This is a genomic window from Streptomyces chengmaiensis (assembly GCF_029846775.1).
GTDB lineage: Bacteria > Actinomycetota > Actinomycetes > Streptomycetales > Streptomycetaceae > Streptomyces > Streptomyces chengmaiensis.
Window position 1 is genome coordinate 1 of the sequence record NZ_JARWBG010000113.1, and the last position, 6,435, is coordinate 6,435.

The 6,435-nt window shown below is 76.5% G+C and carries 2 protein-coding genes and 2 pseudogenes; all 4 read left to right on the forward strand.

Annotated elements, in window-relative coordinates:
- Nucleotides 1-340 (forward strand): annotated as a pseudogene (locus QCN29_RS36420) (hypothetical protein); the annotation flags it as partial.
- An 8-nt stretch (nt 341-348) separates the two neighbouring features.
- A complete protein-coding gene (locus QCN29_RS36425; protein ID WP_279933541.1) occupies nt 349-2,982 on the forward strand; it encodes a hypothetical protein in 2,634 nt (877 codons plus the stop codon).
- Entirely contained in the window at nt 2,979-5,102 is a 2,124-nt protein-coding gene (locus QCN29_RS36430; RefSeq protein ID WP_279933542.1) for a hypothetical protein, read from the forward strand. Before QCN29_RS36425 ends, QCN29_RS36430 begins: the two co-directional genes overlap by 4 nt.
- Nucleotides 5,099-6,435, forward strand: a pseudogene (locus QCN29_RS36435) (hypothetical protein); the annotation flags it as partial. The gene QCN29_RS36430 and the pseudogene QCN29_RS36435, both read left to right, overlap by 4 nt.

Sequence of the window (6,435 nt, forward strand, 5' to 3'; positions counted from 1 at the left end):
CAGGCCGCCGCGGCCGCACGCGCACGCCAACGGCGGCCGCCCGGCGGCCCGCCGCAGGCCGCCGGAGCACGAACCCGCGGGCGACCCCGGCCATGAGCCCCGGCGCCGCCCGGAGCAGCACACGCCCCCGCCGGACGAGCCCGAGTGGCTCAGTTCCCCGGAAGACGGCCACGAGCGGCGTACGTCCGTCGACGACGGCCCCGAGTGGCCCGCCGCCACATGGGACGAGGGCGTCGAGGAGCCCGAGCCGCCCGCACAGGACCGGGCCCGCCGACGCGAGGGCGCCGAGCGCCCGGATGCGTCCAGGTACCCGTGGGACCTGGACGACGCGGGGGAGTGAGGCGGACCGTGACACCACAGCACCGGCGCCAGGCCCCCTCCCACGCCGTCTGCATCGACCTGCGGGCCTCCGCCCAGCCGTACGCGGGGAAGGACGCCCTGCACAGCGTCGTCGCCGAGGCCCTGGAAACCCCGTACCACGGCGGCGAGCGGCGTTTCCTCGTCATCGACGACGCCTCCGCCCTCGTCTCCCACCAACTCCTCTACGAACAGCTCTACTCCTACGGCCCGGCGACCCTGATCTGCCTGGCCGTGGGCGCCGGGGACGAGCGGACGCTGCGCAGGCCGCTCACCCTGCGCCCGCCCGCCGCCGGAGTGCTCTGGCTCCTCGACGCCTCCGGCGGCGCCGCCGGCCCGGCGGCGGCCGGCAGACGCCGCGCCGGTCTCGAAGAGGCCCTGCGCCCCCTGACGGAACTCCTCGCGGACCCGATGGTGTTCGACTCGGTGCTCCACGGCGTCGGCGAGGTCGTCCACGGCGTCGCCGTGCCGGCCGTCCGCGTCCTCGAACACGACCTGACGGACGACGCCAGGACCCGGTCGTGGCGGCAGGCCCTGGACAGCCTCATCGGCCAGGACGGCCCCGCGCCGCCGCTGGGCGACTCCGTGCCCGCCGAACTCGCCCTCCTCCTCGGCGACTCCGTGCCACGCAGCCTCGAAGGCCGGGCCTGGCTGCAGCCGGGCGGCCGCGCCGAAGCGCTCCACCGGGAGTGCGGGGCCGCGCTGCGCTCAGCCGCCGACGGCCATGAGCGGATACGGCGCTGGACCGGACTGTTCGCCACCCGCGCCGGCGAAGCCGATCTGCCCGGCCGCCTCGAACGCCTCTCCACGGCGCTCGCCGGGTACCAGGAGGTCATCGCGGGGGCGCTCGCCGACGGCGGCGGCGTACGGCTGACCGCCGAGCAGCGCGGCAGGCTGGCCGAGCGGGGCGTCGCCCTCCCCGAGATCCCCGAGGTGTCCCGCGGCAGCGTGGGTCCGGGACTTCGCGGCTTCACCGAGAACCTGCTGGCCCGCCGACTGCCGCTGCGGGCGGTGGCCGCCCGGCTCGCGGCGCTCTCCGGCCGCTCCGCCCCGGCGGGCAGCGCGGCCCGGCTGGCCCGGCTCGACGAGATCTGCGACCGGGACTATCTGCTCCATCTGACCCGGCCCGAGCCCTTCACCGCGGGCGGCTCCCGGCGCGTCGTCGCCGCGGTCGCGTTCACACTGGCGTTCCTCGCCGGGCTGTGGCCCGGCCTCGGCTGGCTGCTGGGGCCGCTCGGCGCGGTGTGCGGCGCCGGACTCGCCGCCCTCATGCTGCGCCGCAGGCCCAACCGGTCGCCAGACGGCAGGCTCGACGGGGGTGGTTCCACCGGGAGCGCGCCCCGGCTGCTCGGCGGACTCGCCGGCGGGCTCGGCGGAGCGCTGACCGGACAGCTGGCCGCGCCGCCCCTGTGGGCGGCCGCGGCCGCCCTGGCCCTCTCGCTGCTGCTCACGGCAGCGCTGGCGCTGCGCTCCTGGACCGCGGCCGTGGACGCCTGGTGGCAGGCGATGGAGCCGGAGCACTCCGAGCAGATCGTCGCGGAGGTCGACCAACTGCTGATCGAGACCGCCGTGCACGACTGGCTGCTGGCGGACGCCCGCTACCACTGCTCGGACGGGGCGCGGACGGTGTCCCTGCTGCTGCGAGGCCTCGCCGACGCGGCGGAGCGGCACGCCCCGGACGGCCCGCCGCCCGGGACACGGGGACGCGGCGGCATGCCGGCCGCCGCGTCCGGGGCGGCCGCACACGGTTCGCCGCCCGCGGGGCACACCCGTTCCGAGGAGGCCAAGTCCGCGTCCGACGCCTGGGGCTGGGACACCTGGGGCGACAGCCCGGCCGACGACGGCTGGCTCGACGCGCTGAGCGCGCCGCCCGGCGAACCGCCCCGCGAACCCGCCGAACGCCCCAGGCGCGCCGAACCGGCCCCGCACGCCGAACCGGCCGGGCAGACCGGGCAGACGGCGCACCTCGGCTTCGAAAGCCTCCATGACCGCCGCGCGCCCGCACCGCAGCGGCACGCCGACGGCCACCGGGAGCCGGCGGCCCATCCCGCATGGCTGGAAAGGGAGCTGGGCGACGGCGGTCCGCTGCTGGTCGACACCCTCGTCGCCGATCTGATGGACGCGGTCGTCCGCATCGTCACGCCCTGCTGGGCCGCCGTCGAACAGGACCCGGCCGGCGCGGCCCGGATACGGCTCGAAGGGCCGATGGCAGAGGCACTCGACGAGGTGCACGGCAGGCTGCTGCGCGACGGGGCCGCCTCGCCGCCGCCCTTCGCGCACCGCCCGGAACAGCGCCCCGGAGCGCCGGAACTGCTCGGCGTCCCGGCCGACCGGCTGACCTGGCTGCTCGGCGCGGACGGCGTCGCCGAGCAGGCCGTGCCGCTGTGCGGCGCGGAGCACCGCCGCATGCTGTCCAAGGACCCGGCGGCGGTCCGCCAGGTGCGATTCGTGCCCGAGGCCATGCGCCGCGGCGCGGACCACGACGAGACGCCCGACCACTGGCGCACCGCACCCGAGGACGTGGTGTGGACGGCGGCCGGCCGCCACGCCGGGCTGCTGCGACTTGTGCCGCTGCGTACGGAGACCGTCCGCACGGTCAGGGGAGAGGAAGGCAGCGCGCCATGACCGGACGGACGGACGGCGGCCACGCCGACGCTCATGTCGAGGAGCTGGAGTTCCTCACCCACAAGGAGGCCACGGTCCGCTTCTCGGCGGGCTTCGGAGCGGACCGGCGGCTCCCGGGCCGCCCCCATCTGCTGGCCCGCACGGTCACGCTCGGCACCGGCTGGACGGTGCAGCAGCACCGGCTGCCCCGCTTCGCGCAGGACGACCCGCACGCCTACACCGCGCTGGAGCGCGAGGTGAGCGCGGCCGTCACCCTGGAGCGGCGGTACGGCTCCGAGCCGTACGGGGAGGTGTTCACCCGGCTCGTCGGATTCGACCTCGACGCGCCGGAGCCCTTCGTCCTCTACCGCGCGCACGGCGGCGAGCCCCTCCGCGCCCGCCGCGGCGCCCTGACCGTGGACGAACAGCACCGCGTCCTCGCCCAGCTCGTCCTGGCCGTGCGGCTGCTGGAGCACGCCGGCCTGGTCCACCGCGGCATCGCACCCGACGCCGTCCGCTGGGACGGCAGGCATGTACGGCTCGCCGAACCGTACGGCGCGCTGCGCGGCGGCGAGCCCCGCTCCGCCTTCGGGCAGGCGCCGTGGGCCTCGCCCGAGCAGCGCGAAGGCGCCGGGACCGCCGACGCCAGGGACGATCTGTGGGCGGTGGCCCAGCTGATGTACTTCCTGCTCTCCGGGCGGGCCGACCAGGGCGCGGGACCCCCGCAGGACCTGTCCGCCTACCGGCGGCTCGCCGCGCTCGACCAGGGCGGCGTCTTCGCTCCGCGGGCCGCCGCACGGCCCGCGCCGGCCGAGCTGCTGCGGCTGCTCAACGCCCCCGACCCGCTGGCCGCCGCGCCCGCCGCCGGCGACCCGCTGGGCCCGGCGCGCGGCGATTTCGATGTACAACTGGCCCGCAAACGGCGGGACCTGGGACTCGCCACCCACGACGAGCCCGTGGAGCACGAGCCGGCACCGCCGCAGGTCTCCTCCCTGCGCCGCTCGCTGCGGTCGCTGTGGGAGGCCGTCGCGCCGCCGCAGAACGGCGCCCTGTACGACGTGCCCGCCGAACCCCCGCCGCCCGTCCGCGACCCCATGTGCCCGCACTGCCTGCTGCCGGTCGCCTACGACGAGAGCATGCTGATCAGCCTCTCACCGGAAGGGGAGCGCATTCCGCTCGACCTGAGCGCCGAACACCGGCCCGCCATCCGGCAGGACGCGCTGCGCAAGGCCTACCACCGCTGCCCGCACGCCGACCCGGCGCGCCCGCACGAGCTGCCCGTGCCGTATCTGACCAATGGCGAGCCGCTGTCCATCGCCCTGGTGGGCAGCTCCGGCGTCGGCAAGACGCATCTGCTCGCCACCATGCTCGGCGAGATCGAACAGGGCGGCCTGGAACCCTACGGTCTCAAGTTCCTGCCCCTCAACCCGGTCTCGCACCGCACCTTCCTGCGCGAGCGGGTGCAGAACCTGCACCAGGGCAAGCAGCTCGCCCCCACCGGCCAGCAGTCCTTCGCCCGCTTCGCCGACGGCCTGCTGGTCTCCGGCGGCGGCCAGACCCGCCCGGTCGTGTTCTTCGACCTCGCCGGCGAGGACCTGGCGGAAGAGGGCGAGGTCACCGGCTTTCTGATGGGCGTGGGGGCGTTCATCTTCGTACTGGACCCGCTGCGGGCCCTGCGGCTGCCGTCCCTCGACCCGGCGCGTGAGCGGAACCGGCTGCGCCGGCGGGACCTGGGCGACGAGGCGTTCACCACCGTCCTCAACCGCATGCCGAGAAACGGCCGTTACGTCGACGCCCCGGCCGCGGTCGCCGTCAACAAGAGCGACCTGCTCCGTTTTGACCCGACCGTGGACCGCTGGCTGGGCCGGGCGCTGCCGCCGCGCTTCGACGCCGAAGCGGTGCGGGAGGAGAGCCGGGACGCCTATGCGCTGATCGCCCAGCACGCCACCACCGCCTGGCTGAAGCCGTTCGACGACTGCGCGCGCTGCGCCCTGCACTTCGTGGCGGCGACCGGCGGCGAGGCGAAAGGGGATGTGTTCCCCCACGGCGTCAGGCCCCGCCGGGTGCTGGCGCCCCTACTGTCGATCTTCGCGATGGCCGGGATTCTGCCGGGGGCGGACCCGGGAGAGGCAGGCCTGTGATGCACCGGCTCGACGAGGAAGTCGACCAGATCGTCTTCCGCTGGGACTCCGACAACGCCTCCAGCAACACGGGGTTCGGCCCGGTGGCCTTCTCCTGCGAACCAGGCCAGGCGAACGGGGTCTTCCGGCGTGTGGCGGCGATGCTGCGGGCGACGGGCGAGGAGACCCTGCCCGCGCTCATCCGGATCGAACACGACGACCGGGCGCTGCTGGTGCACCGCCGGCCGTGGCGCGACGAACTCGGCCGGACGAACGCCGTCTGCCATGCGCTGCTCGGCTCCTCCCGGGTGCTCGACGCCGGCGACTGCCTGGGGCTGCACCGCTGGAGCTGGCACGGCGGCGACCTCGACCCGGGCGGCGTCCGCGGCCGCCTGGACCGGGTGCGGGCGGGCGATCTGCTGCGGTCGGCCGAAGCGGGAACCCGGCGGCTGGCGCGCGGTCTCGCCGAGACCCAGGAGGAACTCACCGGCGTCGTCGCCCAGTCGCTGCGCCATCCGCGCCATCGGCTCACCCTCCTCGACGGCCGGGGCGGCGACAGCGCCTGCCGGGTGCTGTGGGGCATGTACGGGATCTTCGGCGCGCTCCGCAGCAACGGCTGGACCTTCGCCACGCACGACACCGCGGAATCGACCGACCTGCGCTTCGTCTTCGTCCGCCGCTGGCCGGCCGGCGCGGCCCAGGACTCCGTACGGCTGCGGGTCGATCCGCTGGACCACGTCAGGGACCGCGCGCACGAGGTGGCCGAGGGGCTCGTCCGGCACCATCTGAACGGTGCGGCGCGGGGCGCCGACGGCGAACTGGCCGTCGGCGAGGCGCTGTGCGCCGCCCGCGAACGGCTGGGCGACGGCGCGTCGGGGGGTGTGCTGGACATCGCGTCATGGGCGCTGTCGGAACTCGACCGCGCGTCGGGCATGAGCCGCCGCCGGGATCCCGAGCCGCCCGCCGCTGCCCCCGGTCGGGAGCGCGGCGCCGACGGCGACCCTCCCCGCGCGCCGTCCGATGCCCCGCCGTTCGCGGAAGACGCACAGCCCGTGGGCCCGGCCCCGGGCGGCCGGGGGCCGGACCCCCGGGCGGCCGACGACCTCCGCGGCATCCCGCCGGGCAGCACGCCCCCCGGCGCGGCGGCCCCCGAGCCGTACCCCGGCGCGCAGGGAGCCCGCGCAACCGCAGGCGTCCCCTACGCGGACGCGTCACGGGACCACATGTCCGCCGCCCCGGACCCGGGCGACGTCCCCCACTCCGGAGCCCCGCCCGGCCCGAATGGGGGCCGGGAAGCCGGTTCCGGCCCGGTGTCGGTCGATCGGGCGGGTGAACTGGGCCCGCGGGCGGGTGG

What these genes read in the sequence shown, in the direction of transcription:
- QCN29_RS36430 (WP_279933542.1), top strand. Translation starts at nt 2,979, where the DNA reads ATGACCGGACGGACGGACGGCGGCCACGCCGACGCTCATGTCGAGGAG.